The organism is Halohasta sp. A2 (genome assembly GCF_056175805.1).
Window position 1 is genome coordinate 1 of record NZ_JAQFWV010000011.1, and the last position, 26,056, is coordinate 26,056.

The 26,056-nt window shown below is 59.4% G+C and carries 21 protein-coding genes; 8 read left to right on the plus strand and 13 right to left on the minus strand.

Annotated elements, in window-relative coordinates; all coding sequences use genetic code 11:
- Nucleotides 1-210 precede the first annotated feature (210 nt).
- From O2S87_RS05135 to O2S87_RS05150, 4 genes are all read left to right on the plus strand, one after another.
- On the plus strand, nt 211-1,935 hold the full coding sequence (locus tag O2S87_RS05135; protein ID WP_475407729.1) for an L-lactate permease: 1,725 nt from the start codon (nt 211-213) through the stop codon (nt 1,933-1,935).
- A 295-nt stretch (nt 1,936-2,230) separates the two neighbouring features.
- Nucleotides 2,231-3,562 (plus strand): methyl-accepting chemotaxis protein, encoded by a 1,332-nt coding sequence (locus O2S87_RS05140; protein ID WP_475407730.1) that lies wholly within the window; start codon nt 2,231-2,233, stop codon nt 3,560-3,562.
- Between the two features lie 65 nt (nt 3,563-3,627).
- Nucleotides 3,628-4,143: an LUD domain-containing protein gene (locus tag O2S87_RS05145; RefSeq protein ID WP_475407731.1), complete on the plus strand. Its 516-nt coding sequence runs from the start codon at nt 3,628-3,630 to the stop codon at nt 4,141-4,143.
- Nucleotides 4,140-6,362 carry an LUD domain-containing protein gene (locus tag O2S87_RS05150; RefSeq protein ID WP_475407732.1) on the plus strand — a complete coding sequence of 741 codons (2,223 nt, stop codon included), beginning with the start codon at nt 4,140-4,142 and terminating at the stop codon, nt 6,360-6,362. The genes O2S87_RS05145 and O2S87_RS05150 overlap by 4 nt, the downstream gene beginning before the upstream one ends.
- Nucleotides 6,363-6,386: 24 nt before the next feature.
- Here the strand turns inward: O2S87_RS05150 and O2S87_RS05155 are convergent, their stop codons facing one another.
- From O2S87_RS05155 to O2S87_RS05165, 3 genes are all read right to left on the minus strand, one after another.
- The gene (locus O2S87_RS05155; RefSeq protein WP_475407733.1) at nt 6,387-6,860 is read right to left on the minus strand and encodes a hypothetical protein; all 474 of its coding nucleotides are present in this window, start codon (nt 6,858-6,860) and stop codon (nt 6,387-6,389) included.
- Nucleotides 6,857-8,596 carry an Nramp family divalent metal transporter gene (locus tag O2S87_RS05160; RefSeq protein ID WP_475407734.1) on the minus strand — a complete coding sequence of 580 codons (1,740 nt, stop codon included), beginning with the start codon at nt 8,594-8,596 and terminating at the stop codon, nt 6,857-6,859. Before O2S87_RS05160 ends, O2S87_RS05155 begins: the two co-directional genes overlap by 4 nt.
- 122 nt (nt 8,597-8,718) lie before the next feature.
- Nucleotides 8,719-9,294: an ArsR family transcriptional regulator gene (locus O2S87_RS05165; RefSeq protein ID WP_475407735.1), complete on the minus strand. Its 576-nt coding sequence runs from the start codon at nt 9,292-9,294 to the stop codon at nt 8,719-8,721.
- A gap of 113 nt (nt 9,295-9,407) precedes the next feature.
- On the opposite strand from O2S87_RS05165, the gene O2S87_RS05170 reads away from it, so the two are divergent.
- Entirely contained in the window at nt 9,408-10,355 is a 948-nt protein-coding gene (locus O2S87_RS05170; RefSeq protein WP_475407736.1) for a D-2-hydroxyacid dehydrogenase, read from the plus strand.
- A gap of 21 nt (nt 10,356-10,376) precedes the next feature.
- Here O2S87_RS05170 and O2S87_RS05175 read toward each other — a convergent pair whose 3' ends face one another.
- Nucleotides 10,377-11,405 (minus strand): type II glyceraldehyde-3-phosphate dehydrogenase, encoded by a 1,029-nt coding sequence (locus O2S87_RS05175; RefSeq protein ID WP_475407737.1) that lies wholly within the window; start codon nt 11,403-11,405, stop codon nt 10,377-10,379.
- Nucleotides 11,402-11,524: a hypothetical protein gene (locus tag O2S87_RS05180; protein ID WP_475407738.1), complete on the minus strand. Its 123-nt coding sequence runs from the start codon at nt 11,522-11,524 to the stop codon at nt 11,402-11,404. The genes O2S87_RS05175 and O2S87_RS05180 overlap by 4 nt, the downstream gene beginning before the upstream one ends.
- Before the next feature lie 135 nt (nt 11,525-11,659).
- Here O2S87_RS05180 and ppsA point away from each other — a divergent pair, with 135 nt between their 5' ends.
- Nucleotides 11,660-13,945 (plus strand): phosphoenolpyruvate synthase, encoded by a 2,286-nt coding sequence (ppsA, locus tag O2S87_RS05185; RefSeq protein WP_475407739.1) that lies wholly within the window; start codon nt 11,660-11,662, stop codon nt 13,943-13,945.
- Nucleotides 13,946-14,626: 681 nt separating this feature from the next.
- Here the strand turns inward: ppsA and O2S87_RS05190 are convergent.
- Nucleotides 14,627-15,718 carry a M24 family metallopeptidase gene (locus tag O2S87_RS05190; RefSeq protein WP_475407740.1) on the minus strand — a complete coding sequence of 364 codons (1,092 nt, stop codon included), beginning with the start codon at nt 15,716-15,718 and terminating at the stop codon, nt 14,627-14,629.
- Between the two features lie 254 nt (nt 15,719-15,972).
- On the opposite strand from O2S87_RS05190, the gene O2S87_RS05195 reads away from it, so the two are divergent.
- Both O2S87_RS05195 and kdgK1 read left to right on the plus strand, forming a co-directional pair.
- Nucleotides 15,973-16,611, plus strand: a complete 639-nt coding sequence (locus O2S87_RS05195) for a bifunctional 4-hydroxy-2-oxoglutarate aldolase/2-dehydro-3-deoxy-phosphogluconate aldolase (RefSeq protein ID WP_475407741.1) — start codon at nt 15,973-15,975, stop codon at nt 16,609-16,611.
- Nucleotides 16,608-17,564, plus strand: a complete 957-nt coding sequence (gene kdgK1 / locus O2S87_RS05200) for a bifunctional 2-dehydro-3-deoxygluconokinase/2-dehydro-3-deoxygalactonokinase (protein WP_475407742.1) — start codon at nt 16,608-16,610, stop codon at nt 17,562-17,564. The genes O2S87_RS05195 and kdgK1 overlap by 4 nt, the downstream gene beginning before the upstream one ends.
- Nucleotides 17,565-17,584: 20 nt before the next feature.
- Here the strand turns inward: kdgK1 and O2S87_RS05205 are convergent, their stop codons facing one another.
- The 7 genes from O2S87_RS05205 to O2S87_RS05235 all read right to left on the minus strand — a co-directional run bounded on the left by O2S87_RS05205 (nt 17,585) and on the right by O2S87_RS05235 (nt 26,040).
- Complete coding sequence (locus O2S87_RS05205; protein WP_475407743.1) at nt 17,585-18,382, minus strand: SDR family NAD(P)-dependent oxidoreductase; 798 nt, start codon at nt 18,380-18,382, stop codon at nt 17,585-17,587.
- On the minus strand, nt 18,375-19,433 hold the full coding sequence (locus O2S87_RS05210; RefSeq protein WP_475407744.1) for a cellulase family glycosylhydrolase: 1,059 nt from the start codon (nt 19,431-19,433) through the stop codon (nt 18,375-18,377). The genes O2S87_RS05205 and O2S87_RS05210 overlap by 8 nt, the downstream gene beginning before the upstream one ends.
- Nucleotides 19,434-19,550: 117 nt before the next feature.
- Nucleotides 19,551-20,705 (minus strand): galactonate dehydratase, encoded by a 1,155-nt coding sequence (dgoD, locus tag O2S87_RS05215; protein ID WP_475407745.1) that lies wholly within the window; start codon nt 20,703-20,705, stop codon nt 19,551-19,553.
- A gap of 16 nt (nt 20,706-20,721) precedes the next feature.
- Nucleotides 20,722-23,538, minus strand: coding sequence for a glycoside hydrolase family 2 protein (locus O2S87_RS05220; protein ID WP_475407746.1), 2,817 nt, complete (start codon nt 23,536-23,538; stop codon nt 20,722-20,724).
- Nucleotides 23,539-23,618: 80 nt separating this feature from the next.
- Nucleotides 23,619-24,275, minus strand: coding sequence for a hypothetical protein (locus tag O2S87_RS05225; RefSeq protein WP_475407747.1), 657 nt, complete (start codon nt 24,273-24,275; stop codon nt 23,619-23,621).
- On the minus strand, nt 24,275-25,123 hold the full coding sequence (locus tag O2S87_RS05230; protein ID WP_475407748.1) for a carbohydrate ABC transporter permease: 849 nt from the start codon (nt 25,121-25,123) through the stop codon (nt 24,275-24,277). Before O2S87_RS05230 ends, O2S87_RS05225 begins: the two co-directional genes overlap by 1 nt.
- Nucleotides 25,123-26,040: a carbohydrate ABC transporter permease gene (locus O2S87_RS05235; RefSeq protein ID WP_475407749.1), complete on the minus strand. Its 918-nt coding sequence runs from the start codon at nt 26,038-26,040 to the stop codon at nt 25,123-25,125. The genes O2S87_RS05230 and O2S87_RS05235 overlap by 1 nt, the downstream gene beginning before the upstream one ends.
- Nucleotides 26,041-26,056 lie beyond the last annotated feature (16 nt).

The window sequence follows — 26,056 nt, forward strand, 5'->3', positions numbered from 1 at the left end:
AGCACACGTTACTCGTGAGTGAGTGTTGGAGCGTCGAATCTCAGCTGAAGTTTCGTCAAACCTGAGCAGATCCCGACAAGTTGCACCGACCTCGTCGATGTTTCTCCCCAGATCTCCTTGGCTCCAGTCTAAACCCCAGAAGTAGTGCTAGAGGACTTTGCGACGCGACCAATTGATTAACTCCATATCGAACGCAACGGGGGTTCCCTGATGGCGACAGCTACGCAGATCGTGCTGGGCGTAACGCCGCTGGCTGTCATCGCGTTTTTGATGATCGGCCGCTACTGGTCGGCGACACGCACGATGCCGATCGCATGGGCGGTCGCTGCTGTCGTTGGGTTCTTCGGTTGGCAGATGAGCCCGACCTGGATCGCTGCGGCGTCAATCAATGGAGCGATCACAGCAACAAACATCCTCTGGATCGTCTTCGGCGCGATACTGTTGTTGTACACGCTCAAACAGACGGGTGCGTTCGACGTTATCAATGCTGGATTTACATCGATCAGCGATGACCGGCGCGTACAGGTTGTCCTGCTCGTGTTCCTGATGGGGTCTTTCATCGAGGCCGCAGCTGGATTCGGGACGCCAGCGGCTATTGTCGGCCCACTGCTCGTCGGGCTAGGATTCCCACCACTCGCAGCCGTCGTGGTCGCACTAACAGGGAACCTGATGGCGATCACGTTCGGTGCAGTCGGGACACCACTCATCATTGGCCTACAAGACGTCTTCGAGTCGTCGGATTCGATCACATCGGTCGTTTCCGAACAGGGGATAACCGTTGAACAATGGATCGCCGAAATCGGCGTCTGGGCGGCCACACACCATGTCATCGTCGGCGTGTTGCTCCCCTTTATCGGCGTCGCGATGATGACGCGCTTTTTCGGCGAAGAACGTTCGATCAAACCGGCACTGGAGGTGCTGCCACTGACGGTGTTCGCGTGGCTATCCTTCTCTGTTCCCTACTGGTTGACGGCGTACTTCCTCGGACCGACCTTCCCCGGCCTGTTCGGCTCGATGGTCGGTATGGCAGCGACCGTCACCGTACTTCGTGCAGGCTACCTCGAACCTGACGAGACGTGGGACTTCGGTCCACAAGTCGAGTGGCCGGACCATTGGATCGGTGACATCCAGCCCGGACAATCGTCCAGCCGCGGGACGGCCGTGGCAACCGATGGTGGTGCAGTGACAACCGGTGCGAAGCGGATGTCGCTTCCACGTGCGTGGATGCCGTACGTCATCCTCGCTGGGCTACTTGTGCTGACACGCGTGGTCGACCCATTGACGACCTTCCTAACCACGACGCTCGTGTTCGAATGGGCAGACATCCTCGGCACCGGCTTGAGCAACGACTTCCAACTCTTGTATCTTCCCGGTGCGGTCTTCGTTTTCGTCCACCTACTGACGATCCCGCTCCACGGGATGAGTTCGACGGATATCAAAGACGCATGGATGGAGTCAGTTGAGAAAGTGATGCCAGCAGTGATCGCGCTTCTGTTCGCCGTTGCAACGGTTCAAATCATGATCCAATCCGGCGAGACCGCGAGCATCGACAGCATGCTCGTCGTGCTCTCGGATACGACTGCAACCACCGCTGGTAGCGTCTATCCGTTCTTCGCGGGGCTCGTCGGCGCGTTCGGCGCGTTCCTCGCCGGATCGAACACGGTCAGTGACATCCTCTTTGGCACGTTCCAATACAATCTTGCAAGCGACTTAGGCGTCTCGCGGACGATCGTCGTCGCCGCTCAGGCTGTTGGCGGGGCAATCGGGAACCTCATCGCGGTCCACAACGTCGTCGCGGCGCTGGCCGTCGTCGGCCTCGTCGGTGAGGAGGGTCGTGTTATCCGATTGGAACTGATCCCGCTTGCGTACTACGCCACAGTGACCGGCATCCTCACGCTGCTGTTCGTGTACGTGATTTCACCAGGGGTGTTCTGAGCAGTCGAGAGCAGAGATGTAGGCTCGCAGTTTCAGCTGCGACCGAACACTGCCTGATGAGCCACCTTCGATGGGCTCTGCTTCCAGGGACTCGTCGCCCTAGGTGCGTCTTCCGACCTAACTCGGGGACGGGACCGGCGGCGACACCCCACCACACTCCACTCACACTCCATTCACCGCACACCACAGAGGCACTCCGTACCGCACTGGTGGACCGAGAGGAGCCAGGATCGGATCGACATATCGGTGTTCGAAAACGTAGATGCGCGATTTAACTCCACACGAACGAGACACAATGACGTTTCGAAGCAAACTAGAGGCTGACGTACCGCCAGAAGACAAAAGCCGAGAACAGCTCCGAGCAGAACGCGACGGATGGCGAGAGCTGTTCATACAGTTGATCGAACAGTTCCCCGAACCGACGTTCGCCGTCGACGACGAGCGACGACTCGTCCATTTCAACCCCGCAGCCGAGGAAGCCTACGGGCGGTCACGAGGGGATGCACTCGGGACGCCCGGCTACGAGTTCTTCGAAACGGAGGGGAACTCCGAGATCCTCGCCGAAACGGTCGCCCGTATCGGCGAGACGATCCGTGAGTCGGATTTCCGAAAGGTGCCAACGCCGGACGGCCACCTGTGGAACCGGTCGATGGCGGTGCCGCTGTCCGATCTCGACGGCGAGACCATCGGAGCCGTCGAGACGACACCAATCGTCACCGACCTTGTCAGACAGCGAAACCGGATGTCTGAGGCCCAAGAGACGGTCTCGGACGACGTCGCGACCGCCGTCGAAACGCTCCGGAACAACGCCGCACGGATCACCGACAGTGCATCGGAGATCGCCGATCTCACAGCGGCCGAGCGCGACGAGATGAACCAGGTTACCGACGCGATAACGGATCTCTCGGCGGCGGTCGAGGAGATTGCAGCGACAGCCGACGAGACCGAAACGACGAGCCAGCGAGCCGCCGACCTGGTCGGCGAGGGCCAGGAGGCCGTCGGCGAGACGCGCGAGACGATGACGGTCGTCGACGAGACGGCGACCGCCGTCGAGGACGACGTGACGGATCTCCAGCGCCGGATCGACGAGATCGACGAGATCGTCGATGTGATCGATGACGTCGCCGAGCAGACGAACATCTTGGCGTTGAACGCTTCTATCGAGGCCGCGCGGGCTGACCAGGCCGGTGACGGGTTCGCGGTCGTCGCCAACGAGATCAAGAGCCTCGCCAACGAGTCACAGCAGCAGGCCACACGCATCGAGCGGACGATCACCGAGATCCAGGCGGACGCCGACCGGACCGTCGAGAGCATCGCCGAGATGACCGACGAGATCGCGACCGGAGCCGAGCGGACCGAGCAACTCGAAGCGACACTCTCGGAGATCGTCACAGCCGTCTCGGAAACAACAGCAGCCATCCAGGACGTCGCCGAGGCGACCGACCAGCAAGCCGCCGCGACCGATCAGGTCGCAGCGACCGTCGACAGCGCAGCAGAGCGCGCCGAGACCCTCGCCGTCACAGTCGACTCTATCGCCGAGACCACTGCCGACCAGCGCGATCTCGTCGACGAGATCGACACGACCGTCGCGGAACTGGAGGCGACGATGGTCGAACTCGACGACTAATCCGCAACGGTCGAGCCCGGCGGAGAGTCAGTAACATTTAGGCCGTATGTTCCTCAAATACATTTATGACACAAGATAGCATAGCATCGACAACCGAACAGTTCGTCGATCGCCTCGAGGATTTCGGCGTCTCGTGGTCCATTACGGGCCCCGACGTGGTCGAAACGGAGATCGAAGCGGTCGCTTCGACGCCAGCAGTCGGCGTCGATCCGGGGATCGAGGACGTCTCGCTCCCGGAAACAGTCGACCGAGATGTCTCGCCCGCGACAGTCGAGGCGGCCGCGACCGGGATCACCGGGGCGGTCCTCGGTGTGGCCGACTACGGTAGCATCGTGATCCCGACGACCCAGTCGGGCGTCGAACCGGTCAGCCTGTTCGCCGACCAGCACGTCGCTGTGATCCGGGAGGCCGACATCGTTCCGGGAATGGGTGAGGCGCTGACCGAGCTCGGAGATTCGTTCCGCGACGACGACTGGAGCGGGATCATCGCGACCGGTCCCAGTGCAACCGCCGACATGGGTGCACTGGTGAAAGGCGCACACGGACCGAAGACCGTCCACGTAATCATCGTACAACAATGACGACGAACTCCTCTCCGACCTCGACCAAGGCAGCGCACATCAAACACATCCTCGAAACGGAGGGTGACGCAGTCGCCGCAAACACACAGGGATTCAATCAGGGACGCTACGATTCGGTCGCCAAACTCGAGGACTACGAGCAGCTCAAATCCGAGGCCCGCGCCATCAAGGAGGACGCTATCGAGCGACTCCCCGAACTCATCAAGGACCTCCGGGAAGCAATCGAGGCCAACGGCGGCACGCTGTATCTCGCGGACGATGCTGGCGACGCCAACGACTACGTCCGCGAGGTAGTCGACGAGGTCGGCGGCGAGCGCGTCGTCAAGAGCAAGTCGATGACCAGCGAGGAGATCGAACTCAACGATGCGCTGGCGGGCGACGACGTCGACGTCGTCGAGACCGATCTCGGCGAGTGGGTGCTGCAGGTCGCCGACGAGGCCCCCTCACACATCGTCGCGCCAGCGATCCACAAATCCCGTGAGGGCATCGCGGAGCTGTTCAACGAACAGTTCGATCCCGACGAGCCACTCGAAACCGCGGAGGATCTCACCATGTTCGCCCGCAAAAAGCTGGCCGAGAAGATCACGGCGGCCGACGTCGGCGTCACGGGGGCGAACTTCGTTACCGCCGATTCGGGGACGATGGCGCTCGTCACCAGCGAGGGTAACGCCCGCAAGACGGTCACCGCAACTGATACGCATATCGCCGTCGCGGGCGTCGAGAAGGTCGTGCCGACCGTCGAGGATCTCCACCCGTTCATCGAACTGATCGGGCGCTCGGGGACCGGCCAAGACATCACCTCCTACGTCTCGCTGCTCACGCCGCCGGTCGACTCGCCGACGCTCGATTTCACCGAAGACGAACTCGGCTCGGCCGACGACCGGGAGTTCCACCTCGTACTCATCGACAACGGGCGGATGGCCATGCGTGACGACGAGGAGTTGCGCGAGACGCTGTACTGCATCCGCTGTTCGGCGTGTTCGAACTCCTGTGCCAACTTCCAGCAGGTCGGCGGCCACGCCTTCGGCGGCGAGACCTACTCCGGCGGGATCGCGACCGGTTGGGAAGCCGGAATCGAGGGTCTCGACACCGCAGGGGAGTTCAACGATCTCTGTACCGGCTGCTCGCGGTGTGTGAACGCCTGTCCGGTCGGGATCGACATTCCGTGGATCAACACGGTCGTTCGCGATCGGATCAACCGCGGCACCGACGCCGAACTCGACTGGCTCGTCGACGGCCTCACGCCGGACGAAGAGCCCGCCGGCCTCGATCCGGGCAAGCGGCTGTTCGGCAACTTCTCGACGCTCGCGCGGCTCGGCAGCGCGACCGCGCCCGTCTCGAACTGGCTGGCGAACAACCGTCTCTCCCGACAGCTGATGGAACGTGTCGCGGGCATCGACCACCGGCGCAAACTGCCCTCGTTCCGGCGTGAGACGCTCCGAGACTGGATGACCGACCGGCCGCCGGTCGCTGACCCTGACCGCGAGGTTGTCCTCTTCCCGGACATCTATACCAACCACGTGCAAGTCGATCGAGGGAAGGCCGCCGTGCGCGCCCTCGAAGCCCTCGACGTCCGTGTACAGTTGGCGGATGTGAGTGCCAGCGGGCGAGCACCGCTCTCACAGGGGATGGTCTCGACGGCTCGAAAACATGCGGAGGCGGTGGCCGCCGACCTCGGACCCCACGTTGCGGCTGGCCGTGACGTGGTCGTGATCGAACCCAGCGACCATGCACTGTTCCAGCGGGAATACGAGAAACTGCTCGATACTGAAGCCTACGAACAACTTGCCGAACACAGTTACGAGCTCTTCGAGTACGTGTACGGCTGTCTAGCCAACGGCGGGGATGATACAGCCCTCGAAGCAGGCGACGGCGAGCGCGTCGCCTACCACAGCCACTGTCAGCAGCGGACCCTCGGTATCGACCAATACACTGAGACAGTCCTCGAAGATCTCGACTACGACGTAGTGACTTCCAGCGTCGAGTGCTGTGGGATGGCCGGTAGTTTCGGCTACAAAGCGGATTATTACGACGTGAGCATGGCTGTCGGCGAGGAACTCGCCTCAGAGTTCACGATGCCGGAGACCGAAGACCGGACTGTCGTCGCCAGCGGGACCTCTTGTCTCGACCAACTCGACGATCTCTTGAAACGACCGCCGAAACACCCGATCGAACTGATCGCACCGCAGGCGTGGACGGATCGGGTCAGAAGAGACTGATCGGATCAGAAGCGACCGATCGGATCAAAAGGGACTAACTCGACCCAGCAGTCCGTTGCACTCGAATGCCATACCATCGCGTCGTTCGACAGTCACGGCATAGTCGGATACCACCGACTGAACTGCTTCGATGAACAGATCGAGATCGAGTGCGCTGTGAACGCGGACGACCCGTGGAGGAGTGTTTTTCGATCGGATCGAAACCGCCTCCCGCCCGAACCAGCCGCCGTCATACACTCGGATTGTATCGAGCGCTTCGTAGGACAGTTCAGTTACTTCTTCGGCAGCCGTCAGTGCGGCGGCCAGCCCCTCGTTTTCGATCCGATCGACGAACGCACGGGCCCGCTGAGACGGAGACCGTATCGCGAGATCCATCGGCGTCAGGTAGTCATAGATCACGATCAGCAGATGGTCCGACCGGAACAACACGTCTGCCAGCCGGAGCGGAGCCGCTCCCCACATCGTCGCGTGGAGGTGCACCTGTACCGCGTCGGTCATGAGAACCAACCCCGCGCCCGCTCGGCGTCGTCGACAGTCCCGGTCGACGCCATCTTGGCCTTTGCCACCCGATACATTACTGCGATCTGGATCGTTCCGTAACCGAGCCACATGAGACCGCCGCCGATGCCACTCCCGATGACTGTCGCCTGCGTCTCGAAGACGACTAAGCCGTGTCGCGTCGAGAGGTAGGAACCGGTCAACAAGACACTGAAATAGCCGAAGAACGCAGCTGCGAACCACATTGAGACGATGCGTCCCCAACCCGGCATCGTGTGTTCGGGGAGATTAACTGTGTTGACCCATTGGACGACGAGGATGTAGGGCCACATCATCAGCCCCGACATCGACGCGCCAACGACCAGCAATCCGAAGGGATTTTCGACCGAGAGCGGGGAAAACAGGATGGCGATCCCCCAGCCACAAAACACTGTCAGGAGCGTCCAGAACAACCGCGGGAGACTCCAGCCCGCGTCCCGCCCGTACAGTTCGTAGATGATATCGGAGCTGTTCCGAACAAACGACTCGACGATGGCGTATTCGGTCGTGAACAGCGCCAAAAACAGCACGATGTAGATCACCGCACCCGCCAACGGCCCTACCACGGGAATGACGTCGACTAACCAGATATCGACGGCCGTGCCGGTCGACCCCGCGGCATATGTGAAGACGACCAGTGTGAGGATCGTCGTGACGAACACGAGCCCGAGGAAGAAGGTAAGCAGGTGCTCCAACTGGGTGACACGCCACCAGGCCCGCCAGCGTTCGAGATTGACCCGGTTTGGGACGAACGAAAAGCCGTTTCTGTGGACTGTCTCGGGATCATCACCCGCGAAGGGGTTTTTGATCCGCCCCTGGTAGCGCCCCATGCCGTACCCCTTTTCGCGGATCCAGAGGCTCTGTGAGAGGTTCAGATAGCCGCCAGCACCGGCATAGGCCAGTGCTCCGAGGAGGATCGCGACAGTCTCGACCTGAAGTTGCTCTCCGGGAAGCACGAGATTATTCGGTACTGATAGGATCGTCTCGACCGATCCAACGAGGGCGAACAGCAGGAGGGCGAAGAAGATCGACGCCGTCACGAGCAGGAGCTGGAGCTTCTCGACAATGTTGTACATCAGCGGTGCCAACTGGTAGGTGAGCCAGATGAGCACCATTAGGACGACCCCGAGAAGCCGCCAGCCGACTATTTCGGCACCGAAGACACTGTAGGTCTCCAACGAAAGGCCTGCGGCACCGATTTTGGCGGCACTGGCCGCCCACCCCGGCCAGCCGAGCGAGGCGAACCCGCCGAGCAACAGCGCCAGTGGGATCGCCGGATGGAGCCGCTCCATCGCGCGGAAGATGCTTTCGCCCGTCGCAAGCGTCCACCGCTGGATCTCGGTGTTAACGATGAAATGAATGAAAGCCGCGAGTAAAAATAGGGCAAACAACGCCCAGCCAAAGCGGGCAACGAGCGTCGGCCAGAACAGCGTCTCACCGCTCCCGAGTGACGCCCCGAGCATGATCGCACTCGGCCCGACGACGTACTTCAGTTTCGGCACCTTCGGCAGATCAAGTTCTTTGAAAGCCCCGTCATCTCCCGTTTCGGGGTGTGACGCCTGTTGTGGTATGGTATCGAGATTGTCGTAGGCCACCGGGGTGTATGTCGACGTCGGGTAGGTCGCGTTCGCCGGTTCGTCGTAGACATCGGCATCCGACACCACCTCCTCGTCGGGTGTTGACTCCGAGCTATCCATTGAAGACACGCTCCGATCGGTTCCCCAGAGTCGTCGACGGAGTGAGACACCAACCGCACATCGTTCGCTCTGTCGAGAGGCGGTACCCAGCTTCCTTGTTTCGTGATGTTGTCCTCATGGCTCTATCCTTTGACGAAGTGCCAGACGTGGTCTCGCTCCAACTCGACATCGACGTTCGGGAGGTCAGCAAGAGCAGGTTCGATCATTTCCCACCACTGGTCGGCCGTTTTGTATCCGGCCGAATTCTCGGGGAACACCTCGGTGAAAAACTCCGTTTTGGTCGCCTCCGGGTTCTCACTGACGTAATCGTAGGCCGCCCGGAGCGCCTCTCGGCGCTCTCGAAGGAGTTCGCCTGAGCCGGGAAGTTCGGCGTCGGCGATCTCCACGTCGACCGCGGGATCCCGCTGTGCAATTAGCTCTGGTTGCGGGTCGGCCGTCGTCTGTAGCATCGGAACCCACCAGACGCGACTTCGAGCACCGACTTTCCGGGTTTCGAGCCGTCCTTGCTCTACCAGTTCGCCGAGTTTGTTGTGTGCTGTTCGGCGGGAACAATCGACCGCATCCATCACGTCACTGGCTGTCAGTGGTCTTGCGCTGTCCGTTCGGTTCTCGAATACACCGAATACATCATCCAGGGTGAACTGTTCCCGCTTTGTGGACGTAGGCTGCGTCCCTGAACCATTCGGTGGATCGTCCATACGCAACACTGGTACACACCTGTGTAATAGTTTTTTATTTACCGTATTTCATGATACGTCACTAATCAGAAACTGCGATATATTTTTGTGTGATTACAGAGTTTCTACCAGTTGTGACATCGATAGACATTGCCGTTCTCAACCAAACGATACATGGGATGTCGACAGAAGAGTATCGGAACGTTCTCGCCGAGCGACTACCCACCCAAACTGTCAAACTCGTCGCCTCTCCGTCGGAGTTTGACGAACTCCTGCCCCAAGCGCGAGTCATTACTGGCTTCGGGATCGACGCTGCGACTGTCGGGAAGGCGAAGAATCTCGATCTGTTCGCTTGTACCTTCGCGGGAACCGATCATCTCCCACTTGATGCCTTCGCAGAAAACGATGTGCACGTGACCAACGCATCTGGAGTACATGGACCGAACGCATCCGAACAGGTGCTCGCTTACGTTCTGTCGTTCGCGCGTGGTCTCGACATTGGCTGGCAACAGTCACAGGCCGGTACGTGGAGTCACTATCACACCGACGAACTGTACGGCTCGACAGTCACCGTCGTGGGGATGGGAGCCATCGGTGGGGCTATCATCGATCGATTCGATCCGTTCGGCGTCGAAACCATCGGTGTTCGTAACTCCCCATCGAAGGGCGGCAACGCCGACGAAGTCGTCGGTATCGAGGAGGTTCCTGAGATCCTCCCGCGAACGGATTATCTGATACTGGCGTGTCCGCTAACGGAACAGACTGCACAACTCGTCGACGAGACTGCCCTGTCGCGCATGCCACCGGACAGCGTTCTCGTCAACATCGCGCGCGGCGAAGTCGTCGACACCGACGCACTCCTCGCAGCACTCCAGACCAATGAACTTCGGGGGGCAGCACTCGACGTGACCGATCCGGAGCCGCTACCGGACGGTCACCCGCTCTGGAGCCACGATAACTGTCTGATTACGCCACACAACGCTGGCTATACGCCACGCTACTGGGATCGGATGGCCGATATTATCGCCGACAACATCGACCGTCTCGACACTGACGAACAACTCCGGAACCTGGCGAACTAGATGGGCTGGGCGGCTGGCCGATCAGGCGAGCCGACTCTCCAGTCCCACACCGAGTGCGTCGTTAGTTAGCTGCCGACTCGTCTCTGCATCGGTTGTGGAAGCGAGTGCACGGATCGCATCAACGTTTTCGGGCACAACGTCGGCCTGCTGGTGGACGGCCTGAAGAAGCGACAGCTGCCCTCGGTCAACGGAGATTGACTCCGTCCAGACGCAGTTCTCCCAGACGTCACCGCGGTGGCGACCTCGGTCCTGTGCGGACTCACGGAGGGCTGCACAGCTGTCGTGCCCATGAGCACTCGCGACAAGTTCGATGCGACTCTCGTTGTCGAGACAGTTCGTGACCGCCTCAGCCGTCGGCGTATCGTCGAGGCGCACTGTCAGGCTGTGAAGGTGCATCAGTGTCGCTGGCACGGTCACACCCTTGGTCACTACGTCGACGGAGGGCAACACAGTCTTGAGATCGGGAGCGTGGTGGGAGGGGACGGTCACCGGGTCGGGGACGATATCGTTTATCGGCCCGCGATCCGATTGCGTCGGATCGCCGCCCCGGCGGATCAGCGTACAGTCGACCGACTGGACACCGAAGCGGTCGTCGAGTGGTGAGAGAAGCCGAGCTAGTCCCGTCGTGTTACAGGAGACGACTCTCGTCGACGTCTTGCCGACTGTCTCGTCGTAGTTGCTCCGGGCACAGAAACTCGTGGGTGCGATAGTCGCGTCTTCTCCACCTTGGAATATGACCGGTGTGTCTGCTTGCTCGTATCTCGGCGCGTTCTCCACACCGACACCGGCGGGTGTCGCGTCGACTACGATGTCGCTTTCAGCGATAAGTGTCTCGACGGTGCCCGCGACAGGCAAGTCGTGGGCAGTGAAAGTAGCTTCCGTCTTGGCGTCGGGCGCATATAGCTCAAAACCACGGCCGATCGCGGTAACGGCATTGTGATCCGGTGTCCGTTTGCTTACACCGGCGATACACATATCCGGCTGGTTGTCGACCGCATCTGCGACACGTTTCCCGATCGTTCCGTAGCCATTGATTCCGACCTCAATCATCTGTTCACTCTATCCCGTCGTGTTTCGTACAGGAGTTTCCAGAGTTCCGTCTCGATGTCGTCGGAATCGTTCATCTGAAGCTGGCTGTACAGCTGGTCCGATACCTCGATTGTAGGCATCACCGACTGCTACCACGGTTGGAAATAAAACGCTGTGCAGACTCGAAACCGAGTTAATTTCTCGGCTAATCACACTAGCAGTTATACTCTCTGGTATACGAATATTTATAAATTGATGTGAAATGTATCCACCTGATGTTTGTAGCATGGCTGAGCGCGGTCAGCGCCAGTGACGTAGACATCGTAGGTGGCAAAGCGGCGTCCTTGGGCGAGTTGTCGTCACACAACCTGCCGATCCCCCCTGGATTCGCAGTTACCGCCGACGCGTATCGGGGGTTCATCGAGAGCACAGAAATCGCCGACGAGTTGTTCGAAGCGGTCGATATCGATATCGAGGACTCCCGGGCACTTGCCGAAGCCGAACGGCGCGCTCGGCAGCTCATTCTCGAAGCAGCGTGGCCCGACGAGACCCGTTCGCAGATCCTCAACGCGTTCGAGGACCTCGGTTCGGACTCGATTGTCGCCGTCCGTTCGTCAGCCACTGCGGAGGACCTCCCGGATGCCTCGTTTGCTGGCCAACAGGAGACGTTTCTCAACGTCTCACAGTCCGACCTGCTAGACCGAATCAAGCGTTGTTGGGCCTCGCTGTTCACCCAGCGGGCGATCGCGTATCGTGAGAAACAGGGGTTCGCCCACAGCGAGGTGGATATGGCCGTGGTCGTCCAGCGGATGGTCGACGCTGACAAGTCGGGCGTGCTGTTCACCAGCCACCCGTCGACGGGTGAAGAGGAAATGACCGTCGAGGCCGCGTGGGGACTCGGCGAAGCCGTCGTCTCGGGAGTCGTCTCGCCCGACCACTATACATATGACCGGCAGGACGACACCGTCGAATCGGTGACCGTCTCAACCAAAAAGACGATGCACGTCAAGGACCCCAAAACCGGCGAGACACTGGAGAAAGGAGTTCCAGCAGAGAAACAGGACGAGCGCGTCCTCTCGGACGAGGAGCTCGACATGTTGAGCGACATAGGAGAGCTTGTCGAGGACCACTACGGCCAACCACAGGACGTGGAGTGGGCGATCAGTGACGGTGAGATCTACCTGCTTCAGTCCCGTCCGATAACGACTATTTCCGATGAAACGGAGACGGGAGACGAACGGGATGAGACCACCGATGACGGGGCGTCAGTGCTGGTCGACGGACTAGGTGCGAGCCCGGGGACGGTCTCGGGGACGGCTCGGATCGTCGGCTCGCTCGACCAGCTTGACAAAGTAAATCAGGGCGACGTGATCGTCACCCCGGTGACCACACCCGACATGATGCCTGCGATGCAGCGGGCGAGCGCAATTGTTACCAATGAGGGCGGGCTGACGAGTCACGCAGCCATCGTCTCGCGCGAACTGGGTGTCACCGCAGTCACCGGCTGTGAAACCGCGACGGACACTCTCACCGACGACCAGTACATAACCGTCGACGGCGACCGCGGGGTCATAACTGACGGAAACCAGCAGACGAGTACCGAGCCCGCTCGTGATTTCGAGTCGACAGGCTCCAGCACCGAACCGAGCGCCCCCAGCGCCCAGCCGAAGCCCATGACGGCAACGGAGATCAAAACCAACATGTCGATACCTGAGGCTGCGGAGCGCGCGGCCGATACTGGTGCGGACGGTGTCGGACTTCTCCGGATGGAACACATGGTAATCTCAACGGAGAAAACCCCCGCACAGTACGTCGCCGATCACGGTGCTGACGCGTTCGTCAACTCACTGGTCGACGATATGCGGACCGTAGCCGATGCCTTTTATCCGCGGCCCGTTCGCATCCGGACGCTTGATGCACCGACTGACGAGTTCCGCCAGCTCGAAGGCGGTGAGGGTGAACCTAACGAGCACAACCCGATGCTCGGCTATCGCGGGCTCAGACGCTCACTGGACAATCCTGAACTCTTCAAATTACAGTTGCAGGCCTTCGAGAAACTGTACGGAATGGACTACGACAACGTGGAACTCATGTTCCCGCTGGTAAACGACGCGTCCGATGTCAGCCTCGCTCGCGGCCTCATGGAAGCCGTCGGGATCGACCCCGAAAAGCGAAACTGGGGAGTCATGATTGAGACGCCAGCCAGCGCGCTGTGTGCCGCCGAAATCTGTGCGGCTGGTGTGGATTTTGTCTCCTTCGGCACCAACGACCTCACACAGTACACACTGGCCGTCGACCGCAACAACAGGACTGTCGCCGATCGATACGACGCGTTGCATCCCGCCGTGTTGCGACTGATTCGAGAGACGATCGGAATCTGCCGGGAGCACGATGTTGCGACGAGTATCTGTGGTCAGGCAGCCTCAGATCCGAAAATGATCCAGAAGTTGATCAACGCTGGGATCTCGTCGATCAGTGTCAACGTTGACGCCGTACACGATGCCCAACAGAAGGCTGCACGCGTCGAACAGCAACTCATCCTCGAATCCGTACGCGAGTGAGACCACACTTCCGTCGCGCGTGAGCAGTACTGTTATCTTATTTCTACGACCGTTTTTAGCATTTCACGGCCCAATAGAGGAACCACAATATTGGGAAAATTTCCATTATAATATATAACGAGCTATTTTGAGAATCTGAAATTACAAATATTTGCGCGTATTTTTGATTTTTTCGGTATTTTAATATTTTATATGATATAAATATTTAGTCGAGTCATCAACGTAATGTGCATAAATTTGCCCCAGCTATTTGGACCATAATGATTATTGCGACTATCATATTATAAATATTTGATTAAACGAAAGAAACGAATACGACGTATATTAATACTATACTGGCAAAAATCTCTATTACGGTAAAAAAGTGCAGAAAGTTATTTTGTTTAATATATCCAAGACTACATACTACAGTGCGGTGTTTAGCACTAAAAGCAAAGTTTGAATCCCTACAACGGAACCCGACTCCAAAATGTCCTACCACGGTGAGTAGTGGGCGTACACTGCGATACGTGCTTCCGAGATGGACTCGCCAATCTCAGTAATTTGACCACACTCACGAAGACCAACGGTAGTCGTGACAAGGAAACCAGCTGTAGACTGACTGTCGACGTCGAATCAATGGTTAAGAACCGTGACCAGATGCAAACATCCCACCACCGTCTTTCGATGGCCCGAAGCCAGCTAGCTCCAGAGCAGATCTGTCACGGTCAACTCCACATCGAAATTGACAGCCTCAACAGTTCTTGTTGGTAGGTCGCCTGTTTCAGTGAGAACGTCGATTCGGTTTTCAGTTACCAGTACAGTCTCTTCGTTTTTGACTCCAACTGCAGTGGGATTCCACGCATAGGTCATCGGCAATGAGATCGGTTCTCTTCCACCGGGCGTCCCGATCCATTCTCGACCGCGTGTCCCGAGTGCACCACCTTGGTGATGGTTCGTCCACTCGGAGGGATACTCTAATTCTTCGTATGCCTCTCTGATCGCGCTGAATACTTCCCCCGATTGCCCACCCGTGCGACCGGCCTTCTGTGTGGCCGCGTACGCGGTTGCAGCAACCCGACACATATCTCCGTACTGTTTCTCAAGCCTGTCTGGAGGATTCTCGAGGGCGACAGTACGGGTAACCGCAACGTTGAGACCGTTACGAACACCGACGACTGTAAGAATGGCGTATGCACCGACTGCTACCGGTTGGGGCGTAAAGTGCCGATACTGCTGGAGGCGCTTCTGTCCACCAACCAGCACTACGGTCGACTCGATACCCCGTGCGTGGAGTTCGCCATGGAGTAACCCTGCCAGAGACTGTTCAGTATCGGTCGGTGTTGCACGTCGGGCGACTGATTCCACGACGCTGGCAGTCTCCCGACTCAGCGTTCGGTACTGTTCGATGTCACCCTCGGTCAAAGGTTGTGTAATCGCCGTTCTGTCGACAGGCTCGAATTCGGGCCACGAAAAATCGGCTGCTGCTGGACGCGTTGCCTGATCAGCGACGGCCGGTTCGATTCCAGTTTCGTACCAAGGACGGTCTTTGAGCGTCACATCGTCTTCGAGTTCTTCATCGAGCAGCCGTTGGGCCTCGATATTCGTCGTGACAACAGTTGTCTCCGTGCCATCGTACCCGACAGCGGCAATTCCCGTTTCTCCTGCTCGTTCGACGAGATTAGAGCCACCTGTAAGCCACGCAAAAAGATGTGGCGTTGCCAGCCATATCGACTCTAAATTGTTTGTTTCTAAGTAAGCGTCTAATCGATTGAGTTTGGACTGGTTCGGCATTGATTGTCTCCGTATCTACTGTATTGATTTTATCAGTATAAAATACCCAGATGTTGAAACCCTGCTGACTTTAGATCGCATCGCATTTTGTTGTTTTGCGCCAACTTTGGAACGTCTAATTTAACTGAAATTAGGCGCTAAGTCCCCTTCCTCAAGGAGCAACGCAGGGAGCGAGTAGGGTGGGGTAGTTCACTCCAATTGATTGTGGCATCACTGAAGTTATGTATGTTCACACAGTGGATATCCGTAGAGGTATGAGAGAAGTTGCCGCGCGCAAGCGTATATTAGAGAGGGGTATCGTCGCGATTATTCGTGGAATCGACGCCGACGTGTGTACGGAGGTCGTCGACGCGATCGCTGCAGGGGGTGTCGATGCGATCGAAATCACGGCCAATACACCTGGCGCAGTCGAGATGATTCGGCGGGCTTCGAACGAATTCGAGGACGTCGCTATTGGTGCGGGAACGGTTCTCGACCCCGAGACCGCTCGGGCCGTCCAACTGGCTGGCGCGGAGTTCGTCGTCACGCCGACAGTCAACACCGACGTGATCGAAACGTGCAATCGCTACGGAACACCTATCGCAACGGGTGTGATGACCCCGACAGAAGCGCTCACCGCAACACAGGCGGGCGCAGACTTCTGTAAGCTGTTTCCCGCATCTACCACGGGTCCCGGTCATGTGAGTGCCATCAATGGACCACTCCCACAGGTTCCCATTATCCCGACGGGTGGGGTCTCGCTGGACAACGCGGCGTCGTTCTTTGAGGCCGGTGCTGTCGCTCTCGGCGTTGGCAGTGCCATCGTCGACACCAAAGCGATCGACGCCGGGGAGTTCGGTGTCCTGACGGAGGCCGCAAGCGAGTTCGTCGCACTCGCTGAGGAGTACCGATGACGCTCGATCTCGTCACCTTCGGCGAGACGATGCTTCGGTTGAGTCCGCCGTCCGGGGACCGACTGGAGACGGCGACAGCCCTCGAATTCCGAACCGCCGGAGCCGAGAGCAACGTTGCCATCGCAGCCTCTCGACTCGGTACATCGTCGGTGTGGCTCTCGAAGCTTCCCGACTCTCCCTTGGGTCGCCGGGTCACAAACGAGGTCCGACAGCATGGCGTCGAGCCTCGGATCGAGTGGGACGACGAGGCCCGACAGGGGGCCTACTACATCGAACACGGGTCGACCCCGCGGCCGACGACCGTCATTTACGACCGCACCGACGCGGCGATTACGACCGCCCGTCCGACCGACCGCTACCGGGAGGCGATCCGAGACGCCGAGGTCTTCTACACGAGCGGGATCACACCCGCACTCTCCGAGATTCTCGACGAGACGACAATGGATCTATTGGCGACTGCACAGCAGGCGGGGACGACGACAGCCTTCGATCTCAACTACCGCTCGAAGCTCTGGTCGCCGACCGAAGCGCGCGAGACCTACGAATCACTGTTCGGGGACGTCGACATCCTCATCGCAGCCGAACGCGATGTTCACACCGTCCTCGATCGACAGGGACCAGCCAAGGAACTCGCCACTGGATTGGCCGCCGATTTCGACTTCGAGACGGTCATTATCACCCGCGGCGAGGAGGGCGCACTCGCGGTCCACGACGGAACAACCTACGAGCAGCCAGCCTTCGAAACCGACACTGTCGACGCTATCGGCACCGGTGACGCCTTCGTCGGCGGCTATCTCGCTCGACAGATCGCTGGCGACAGCATCGCCGAATCGCTCTCGTATGCCGCAGCGACGGCTGCACTCAAACGGACTATCGAGGGTGACCTCGCGGTCGTGACGCCCGCTGAGGTCGAAGGAGTGTTGGAGAACGAGGGACGCGGTATCTCTCGATAACGGCCGGTCGCATTTCCCGTTCAGTGGTTTTGTTTGTATTCGAGGAAGCTGTGGTCCTGCATGACTGCAGTCCGACCGCCGTCGACGAGCAGGCTCGTCCCGGTAATAAAGGCGGCCTCGTCGCTCGTCAGGAACGACACGGTTGCTGCGACGTCCTCTGGGGTGCCAATACGGCCCAACGGGTGCATCGCTTCGACGCGCTCGCGGTCGTCGTCGCTCAGCTCAGCCCGGGTGCGTTCGATCTCGATCCAGCCCGGATTGATCGTGTTCACCCGAATGCCCAGCGGCCCGAGTTCGAGCGCGAGCGCGCGGGTCATTCCGTTGATGCCCGCTTTCACTGCGTTGTAGGGGAACAGCCCGGGCATCGTCAGGAACGCGTGGTTCGAAGACATGTTGATGATCGAACTCCCCTCGGGCATGTGGTCGACGGCGTGTTTGACACAGAGCCAAAACGATCGGAAGTCGGTTTCGACGACGAACTCCCAGTCCTCGAGGGTCGCTTCGGTTGCAGTTGTCTCGGTCTGAACCCCAGCGTTGTTGACGAGAATATCGATGCGGCCGTACCGGTCGGCGGTCTCCCCGACGAGCGCTTCGATCGCCGCCGGATCACGCATATCGGCCGCGATGAAGGTCGCCTCGCCGCCGTCGGCACGGATCGTCTCAACGACTTGCTTGCCGTCACCCTCTGACCGGCCGTTGACCACGACCGTTGCGCCCTCCGCCGCGAGCCGCTTCGCAACACCCGCACCGATGCCCTTGGTCGACCCGGTGACGATGGCTACCTCGTCGGCATGACGCGTCGACGCGACCTCAGTCATCACCGGCCTCGGGGAGTGCCGTCGGGTTGCCCCGCCCGGTGTACTCGGTTAGCTGCTCGATCTCTTCGGCGCGGTACGGGGTACCATCATCGTGGAGGAGATCGTGGAACCACGTATCGGTGTCCTCATCCTCGATAGCCTCCGCGATTGAGGTCTGTGCGGTGCTCCACGGGAGGTTGGTTTGGATCTTCCCATTGACGAACCCCCACGTGTAACAGCCGATATTGCGGTCCCTGTAGAGCGGAAGATGTGTTCGGACGTGATTATCCCGCGTCCGTGCCAGCCACTCCGTACAGAGCAACGGTCGATCGTAGGCTTCGAGCTCTTCGAGTCGCTCCTCGGTGAATTCCAGTTCGCTGTAGTCGTGGAATGAGATCACGTCGGCGTGTTCGCTGCCGATTCGGTTCTGTTCGGTCCGGTTGGGGTCCCAGTTGACGCCCGCGGTGACCGGCTGTGTCGGGTTGGCCTCCCGGACCCAGTCGAACGATTCCCGAAGCAGCGGCAGCGTCTGTTGGCCCATCTCGCTGTTTCCGGGTTCGTTGTAGACATCCCAGATGATGACCCGGTCGTCCTCGCGGAACTCGCTCACGATATCCCGGACGTAGTCTGCGAGTTGTGGCCATGCCGAACGGTCGACCGCGCGCTCGTGGCCGGGACTCGGGGTCCACTGGCTGTTGTGGGTATTGGGCAGTGGGTCCTTCTGCGGGCCAATATATGGCTCGTCGCCCGAAAATGCGACATCGTCAAAGAAGACGAACATCGTCGTGAATCCGTGACGGTCGGCAATCGAGAGGAACTCGTCCATCCGGCGTTTGAGCCCTTCGGGGTCGTCCTCCCAGACAACGTACTGGAGGAACACCCGGAGTGTGTTCATCCCGGCGGCGTTCGCCCACCCGAGTTCGCGGTCGATGGTCTCGGGGTCGAAGGAGTCGGCCAACCACATCTCGGTTGGGTTGACCGCCGTACTCGGCAGGTAGTTACACCCGACGAGCCACTCCTGTTTATCGTACCAGTCCCATGCTTCGTCTTTGCTCCAACGTTCGGTTGTCATATGTCGTGTTGTGTGTTGTTGTCGTTTGTCGTTGCGATCGGTTTGCTGTGCGTCGAGTGCTGTACGTCGTGATCGGTCATTCGTATGCGCTGCTGTGAGACACCAAGCTGCCCGACCTCACCACTCGGCGACGCTGCCGTCGTCATGTCGCCAGACGGGGTTGTGCCAGTCGACCTCCTGTTGTGCGCGTTCGTGGACGTATTCGACGTCAATCTCGACACCGAGTCCTGGCCCATCAGGCAGGTCGACGAATCCCTCGTCGTAGTCGAAGACCGACGGGTCGGCTAGGTAGTCCAGCACGTCGTTACCCTCGTTGTAGTGGATATCGAGACTCTGCTCTTGGATCATCGCGTTTGGCGCGACGGCGTCGACCTGCAGACACGACGCAAGCGCAATCGGCCCGAGCGGACAGTGGGGTGCCATCGCTACGTCGTAGGCTTCGGCCATCGCCGCGATCTTCTGGACCTCCGTAATGCCCCCGGCGTGTGAGAGGTCCGGCTGAATGATGTCGACCGACCCGTTCTCGAAGACCTGCTTGAAGTCCCACCGCGAGTACATCCGTTCGCCCGTGGCGATGGGGGTTGAGGTCTGGGCCGCGATCTGCGGGAGCGCGTCGTTGTGGCCGGGCAACACCGGCTCCTCGATGAAAAACGGCTCGTGGGGTTCTAGGGCCTTTGCAAGTCGTTTGGCCATCGGCTTGGTGACTCGACCGTGGAAGTCGACCCCGATGTCGACTTCGGGGCCGACCCGGTCGCGGACCTCACTGAGCCGGTCGACCGCATCAGCGACGGCTTGTGGGTTGTCGACGCGGCGAAGCTCCGCCGTCGCGTTCATTTTTAGCGCAGTGAACCCGGCGTCGACTTTTTCCGCTGCTGCTTCGCCAACATCGGCAGGGCGGTCGCCGCCGACCCACTGGTAGACCCGGACACGGTCCCGTACCGGCCCGCCCAGTAGTTCGTAGACCGGAGCCCCGAACTGCTTGCCCTTGATATCCCACAGCGCTTGGTCGATCCCGGCGATAGCCGACATCAGCACCGGCCCACCACGGTAGAAGCCGCCCCGGTACATCGCCTGCCAGTGGTCCTCTATTCGGGATGGGTCCTCGCCGAGCAGATACGTGTCGAGAAGTTCTTCGACCGCCCCGCGGACGGTGTGTGATCGCCCCTCCACGACCGGTTCACCCCAGCCGACAGTTCCGTCGGCCGTCTCCAGTCGGAGGAACAGCCACCGCGGCGGTACTTCGAACAGTTCGTAATCAATAATTGTTGTCATATATGGGTTCGAGAGATCAGTTGGTGCTCCGGTCAGCGATGAGTCGTTCGAGTAGCACTGTTCCGACGGGGTGTTCGCCATGGGCTTGCCCGAGTGGGAACGTCGTCACACACACCTGCCCGCCGCCGACCGACCGTGTGACCAGCGGGCTGCCCCAGTTGGCGATCCAACCCTGGACGTACTCGACGTGGATCTCGTCGCGTTCGGTGTCGAGGTCTTCGACCAGCGCATTCGGATAGATGCCGTCGAAGGCCCAGTCCAGCCGTTTGCTCCCGGTCAGATCCGAAATGAGTGGACTGTCGTGGGTGTAGAGCGCCGAACACAGGTTCCAGTCTTCGCCGCGTGGCAGTTTCCGGTACTCGAAGAGGTCGTCGGCGGGTGTGTCCTCGTAGAGTCGCGGCATCAACAGGACAGTGCCGCCTGCTTCCGCGTAGCCCCGGATCGCGTCATCGAACGTTGAGGCGACCGCAAGGTCGACCTCTTCTGACAGTTCGCGAGTCACGTCGTGCCGAGAGCCGATGAGGCGGTCGGCGACGTAGTTCTCCTGGACGAACACAGTCACGTCGTGGTTCGGCGTCCGTGCCGGTTCGACAACCGTTACGGACTCCTCGTTGCTCGCCGTCGTTCGTCCACTTTCGTCCGCCGATTCGCGTTCGTCTATCGATTCACCCGTCGAATCGCTCCTGAACGTGGTTTCGAGCGTGTAGGTCCCGGTTTCGGCTGACGGTGGGGTCAGCGCCTCGATCTCACGTGGTCGTGACTTCGCGTGGGCGTCGACCGCTACCTCGAATCTCCCCTCGTCGACCGTTTTGCCGGTCGCATCAGCAACGAGTGCCCAGTCGACGGTCCCACGGTGGACCTCGCGGCCGTCGTTGACCACCGTCACCGAGGCTGAGACCTGGTGGCCGCCCCAGACGGTATGACTGTCGAGTTCGGCGACGACGAGCAGGTCGTTGTTGATAGCTGCGAACTCCTCGTGGAACGTCTTCTGTTCGCGCCGGTAGTCGAGGATGCCGTTGAACTCCCATTCGATGTCGCTGAATTCGGTGATGATGTATCCCGAGATGCCGTCGTGGACCCGCATCTGCTCGATGACATCCTTGATCGAGTAGTACTCCCGCCACTGCCAGACCTCGGCGAGCTCCGAGAGCCCGTCGAAGGTATCCGACAGCATCGTCTCCTCGAAGCGTTTTTCGAACCCGGCGGGCGACCGAAGGTTCGATTCGAGATGGACCTGCCGTTCGTTCACCGATTCGTCGGACGCTGTCAGGAACGGATGGTTGTACCAGTCTGGTTCGCCGCCGTAGAAATCCTCGAGGGCTTCGGTATCCGACAGCCCCCACATCCCGAATTCGGAGACGACGATGGGCGTCGACTCGGGATCGGTGTGGGTTGCGGCGTAGTTCCGCTCAGGATGTGCCACCATTGCATCGAGATCCTCGCCCCAGGCCGCCGACCGGTCCGGGCTGGCGAAGTACCGATGGTAGTCGTTGATGTCGGTTGCGACGTGAGCCCACCCGGAGTTGTCGCAGACGAGCCGGGTCGGGTCCCATTTCGTTGCCGTCTCGTAGAACTCCGCGAGGTAGGACTGCTTTTCTTCGTCGTCCCAAACGAACGGCTCGCCCTCGGCGTGGCCGATCCCCCACTCCTCGTTGTAGAGGCTCCAGATAACGACGCTCGGCCGGTTGAAGTCCCGGTCGATGAGCTCGCGGAGCTGTTGGCGGACCTCGTGTTTCGACCGATCGGTGTACCGGGCGGGGTTGGCGGGCTCCTCCCAGACGAGGATGCCCATCCTGTCGGCGAGTTCGAGGAATTCGGGGTGGGCCGGTTTGATGTGCTTGCGGAGCAGGTTGAATCCGAGTTCCTTGGCCGTGCGGATCTCCTGCTCGAAGAGATCTTCGTCGAACGGCCGATACAACGTCTTGGGGTAGTAACCTTGATCGAGCGCACCGCGGATGTAGAGCGGCTCGCCGTTTAGGTAGAGCTCCCCGTCGACGTGTTCGATCTCCCGCATCCCGAAGTAGTCGGTGTAGCTGTCGACCGTCTCGCCGTCCGTCGAGAGTTCCACCTCGACATCGTAGAGTGCGGGCCGGTCTGGCGTCCAGTAGACGGCATCCGGTATCGACACCGACACCGCAGCCGGAGTATCCGGATCGATCTGGCAACTTGTTGTAACGACCTCGGTGCCGTCACGCTCTATCCGAACCGTTGCGGTCAGTTCGGCCGGGCTGTGATCGTCGGTTGCGGTCGTGAATTCCACGTGGGCAACGTCGTCGTCGAGATCCGGGGTTACCTTCAGATCAGAGACGCGGATCAGGGGCCGGATTTCGAGGGTGACGGCCTGCCAGATGCCGCTGACACGTGTGTACCACGGCTCGCCCTGCTTGCCATGGGGGATTTCGCTGATGTCCTCGGGGTCCTCGACGCGAACAGTGACGACGTTTTCTCCCGCTTCGAGCGCCTTGGTCACGTCGACTTCGAACGGGAGATAGCCGCCGCGATGGTCGCCGCATTCGATACCGTTGAGGTAGATTGTCGCGTGATAGTCGACCGCGCCGAACCGGAGGAACACCCGTTTTCCCTCGGGCACCGACTCGAGGTCGACTGACCGTCGGTACCAGGCGACCCCAGTGTACTCCCTGAGCTCGTCGATTTCTTGCCACGCCGAGGGCACCGAAACCGAGAATCGATCCCCGTCGTCAGGCCATTCTGTGGCGTCGTACCACTCCTCGTCGGTGCCGACATCCTCGGCGTCCCGCCGAAGCTGCCAGCTTCCGGTTAATGACCGACTACAGCGGCCTGCTACAGTTTTTTTCGAATTGTTGAGTTTCATATGGTATTAGTTTACTTCGATTGGATTCTGATGCATTATGTTTTGAATGTTGGTATTTTGTGTACTGTCTCAATGCTACCTCAGGCAGGTGAGTTCGATACCGGCGTTGACGCGTCGGTCGCAATCGCTGCGTCGAGGTCGTCAACCAGATACTCGACATGGTAGGAGAACGCCACTGCTGGAAACAGCAGGACGAACCCGATGGTCAACAGCGCCGTCACCACGAAAACGACGGCGGTGACGAGCGCAAGCGACAGCGCCGCTGTCGGATCGGTGGCCGTCCACACGTACGCCCGCTTGAGTGCTGCTGTAGGCGATTCGCCGTCCGCCATGGCCACGAACGTCGGGATCAGGGCGACCACGAGGTAGCCCGCAACGTAGAGGCCGACGACAGCGAGGACCGATTCGAATCCCGTGGGTGCTGCTCCCCCGCGAAGCGAAAGGCCTGCAGGAATGGCGAACACCATCGGCAGGAAGCTCAGCAACGCGGCGTGGATCCCGTTCGTGCGAAGCGCTCTAGTGACGTAGCCACGGTCGAGTCGACCGGTCTCCCGAAGCGACCGGATGGCAGCATACGCGCCGAGCGTTGCCGGACCGATCGTGACCACCGGAAGCGAGGCGATGAACCACGCCATACTCACCGCAACCAGCGTCGCGCTGTGCTGGTAAAGGAACCGAAGGGTTCGCTTGTGAGTGGGCGCAGCCTCGGCCCCGCTTACCGAATCCTGTGTCGACATTATCCTGTCGTCCCCTGCATCTGGACTGCGTTCACGAGGTGCTCCTGCAGAATGAGGAATACGACGAATAGCGGTGCAGCAGCGAGAAGCGTCGCTGCCATTTCAGCACCGGGTTGGAACACTTGTGTCGGTTGTGTCGTCACGATACCTACCGGGAGCGTGAACGACGACTCACCCTGCAACACGATGAGTGGCCAGAGGAACTGGTTCCATGTGTAGACAAAGGTGTACAGTGATAGCGCTGCGATCGCCGGCTTCATCAACGGAAGCACGATTCGCAGGTAAATCTGGAACGTGCTAAATCCGTCGAGTTTTGCTGCCTCTATCACAGAGTCGGGGAGGTCTTTGAAGAACTGTGCGAACAGAAACACTCCAATCGGGATGGCACTAAACGGTAGAATGACCGCTAAGGGGTTGTTGAGCAACCCGAAATCCGAGATGATAGTGTACAGCGGCACCATGTTCGCGTAGATCGGCACCATGAAGCTCGCAATGATCACTGTAAACACGATACGTTTACCCGGCCAGTCAAGTTTGGTGAGCGAAAACGCGATCATCGAGTCTATAATCACGACAATTATCGTTGTAACCGCGGCGATAACGAGTGTGTTAATGAACCATTGGAAAATGGGTGCTCCTTCTATAACGGCTCGGTACCAACCCAAAGTGACCTCTGGTGGAATCCAGTAGGGCTCTTGGGAGAACGCGAACTGTTCTGTCTTCAGTGACGTCGAAACCATGTACAGGTACGGAACGATGAACAGGAACGCCGCTCCGTACAGCGCCACATACAGGCCGATGGTCTTGGGCTTGGGAATGTTAATCCGTGTTTTGAGACGTGTCGACATTAGTCGTCACCTCCGACGAACTTGTAGTTGATAAGCGAGACGGCCACGAGCACGACGAACAGGAAGTAACCGATAGCGGCCGCGTAGCCGAACTCCTGTTGGCGGAAGGCGACCCTGTATAGATACATAACGAGTGTCTGTGTTGAGTTACCTGGCCCGCCATTTGTCATGATGAACACCTGGCCGAACACTTGGAACGAGGCAATGAGCTGGACAGTTGTCACAAACATGATCGCCGATCGCATCTGTGGGAGCGTGATGTCCTTGAATGCACGCCAAGTACTCGCCCCGTCAATGCGTGCAGCCTCATATAGTCGCTCGGGAACGCCTTGCCTGGCGGCTAATAGGATCACGAAGTTGAATCCGACTGTCCACCAGATCGTCGCGAGTGCCACCGCTGGCATGGCAAGCGTGTAGTCGTTCAGCACCGCTGGTGGGTTGCTTATAATGAACTCGAGGTAATAGTTGATCGATCCGTATTCCGGGGCATACAGCTCTTTCCATATTAGGGACACGACCGAGACGGTCAACACGTACGGGCTGAAAAACACCGTCCGGAGGAATCGCTTGCCCTTGATATCTTGACTGACTCCGAGTGCGAGTACAAGGCCGAGAATGACGAGTGTCGGAACCGTCAATATAACGAATAGCACCGTTGCACGGACAGCCGCCCAGAACGTCGGATCTTGGATCATCTTGACGTAGTTCTCCACCAAGATGAACTCCGACTGCGACGGGTTGAACGCGTTCCAGTCGAAGAAACTCATATAGAGTCCCTTCAACAGCGGATACAGTAGGAATACGCCAAAGACCAGCAGGTACGGAAGTGCGAACAGAACGCCGTCTCGTGTTTCCGAATCGACGGCGTCTACTCCGGGCAGTCGACTCAGGATCGAACCAGTATCTTTGGTTGCCATTGAGTACTCCTTTTGA

Bases quoted from the DNA above. Each gene is read 5' to 3' on its own strand.
- O2S87_RS05145 (WP_475407731.1), top strand. From the start codon at position 3,628: ATGACACAAGATAGCATAGCATCGACAACCGAACAGTTCGTCGATCGC.
- ppsA (WP_475407739.1), top strand. From the start codon at position 11,660: ATGTTTGTAGCATGGCTGAGCGCGGTCAGCGCCAGTGACGTAGACATC.
- O2S87_RS05175 (WP_475407737.1), bottom strand. From the start codon at position 11,405: ATGATTGAGGTCGGAATCAATGGCTACGGAACGATCGGGAAACGTGTC.
- O2S87_RS05180 (WP_475407738.1), bottom strand. From the start codon at position 11,524: ATGCCTACAATCGAGGTATCGGACCAGCTGTACAGCCAGCTTCAGATG.
- O2S87_RS05155 (WP_475407733.1), bottom strand. From the start codon at position 6,860: ATGACCGACGCGGTACAGGTGCACCTCCACGCGACGATGTGGGGAGCG.
- dgoD (WP_475407745.1), bottom strand. From the start codon at position 20,705: ATGACAACAATTATTGATTACGAACTGTTCGAAGTACCGCCGCGGTGG.
- O2S87_RS05190 (WP_475407740.1), bottom strand. From the start codon at position 15,718: ATGCCGAACCAGTCCAAACTCAATCGATTAGACGCTTACTTAGAAACA.
- O2S87_RS05150 (WP_475407732.1), top strand. From the start codon at position 4,140: ATGACGACGAACTCCTCTCCGACCTCGACCAAGGCAGCGCACATCAAA.
- kdgK1 (WP_475407742.1), top strand. From the start codon at position 16,608: ATGACGCTCGATCTCGTCACCTTCGGCGAGACGATGCTTCGGTTGAGT.
- O2S87_RS05225 (WP_475407747.1), bottom strand. From the start codon at position 24,275: ATGTCGACACAGGATTCGGTAAGCGGGGCCGAGGCTGCGCCCACTCAC.
- O2S87_RS05220 (WP_475407746.1), bottom strand. From the start codon at position 23,538: ATGAAACTCAACAATTCGAAAAAAACTGTAGCAGGCCGCTGTAGTCGG.
- O2S87_RS05140 (WP_475407730.1), top strand. From the start codon at position 2,231: ATGACGTTTCGAAGCAAACTAGAGGCTGACGTACCGCCAGAAGACAAA.
- O2S87_RS05235 (WP_475407749.1), bottom strand. From the start codon at position 26,040: ATGGCAACCAAAGATACTGGTTCGATCCTGAGTCGACTGCCCGGAGTA.
- O2S87_RS05210 (WP_475407744.1), bottom strand. From the start codon at position 19,433: ATGACAACCGAACGTTGGAGCAAAGACGAAGCATGGGACTGGTACGAT.
- O2S87_RS05205 (WP_475407743.1), bottom strand. From the start codon at position 18,382: ATGACTGAGGTCGCGTCGACGCGTCATGCCGACGAGGTAGCCATCGTC.
- O2S87_RS05195 (WP_475407741.1), top strand. From the start codon at position 15,973: ATGAGAGAAGTTGCCGCGCGCAAGCGTATATTAGAGAGGGGTATCGTC.
- O2S87_RS05165 (WP_475407735.1), bottom strand. From the start codon at position 9,294: ATGGACGATCCACCGAATGGTTCAGGGACGCAGCCTACGTCCACAAAG.
- O2S87_RS05160 (WP_475407734.1), bottom strand. From the start codon at position 8,596: ATGGATAGCTCGGAGTCAACACCCGACGAGGAGGTGGTGTCGGATGCC.
- O2S87_RS05230 (WP_475407748.1), bottom strand. From the start codon at position 25,123: ATGTCGACACGTCTCAAAACACGGATTAACATTCCCAAGCCCAAGACC.
- O2S87_RS05135 (WP_475407729.1), top strand. From the start codon at position 211: ATGGCGACAGCTACGCAGATCGTGCTGGGCGTAACGCCGCTGGCTGTC.